The 259-nt window shown below is 39.8% G+C and carries 1 protein-coding gene; it reads right to left on the bottom strand.

Annotated elements, in window-relative coordinates:
• Positions 1-259: ethanolamine ammonia-lyase subunit EutB (eutB, locus tag R2R70_RS21285; protein ID WP_410979091.1), on the bottom strand; the 259-nt coding region annotated here is incomplete at both ends.

Genomic DNA, 259 nt, shown 5'->3' on the forward strand with positions numbered 1-259 from the left:
GGCACTTTTTAGCAACTAAAATTAAATCTTGATTACGCATAATTTTGCTAACCGCTGCCGCCATTTCGGGAGTTATAGCAGACCTGACGCTAGCCAGTACCGCTGGGGTTGCAAAATCACTCAATAGCCAATTACGAAAATCTCCGACCGTTAAATGTGAAATGGTCAAAAATGCATTCGCATCGTGCTCATCCATAATTAGGCGTGTTATTTCGTCATCTTCGTAAGGAATTAACGCATCATTTAAAAATGTTTTAAG

Origin of the sequence: Cobetia sp. SIMBA_158 (genome assembly GCF_046566945.1) — a bacterium.
In the GTDB taxonomy this organism is placed as follows: domain Bacteria; phylum Pseudomonadota; class Gammaproteobacteria; order Pseudomonadales; family Halomonadaceae; genus Cobetia; species Cobetia amphilecti.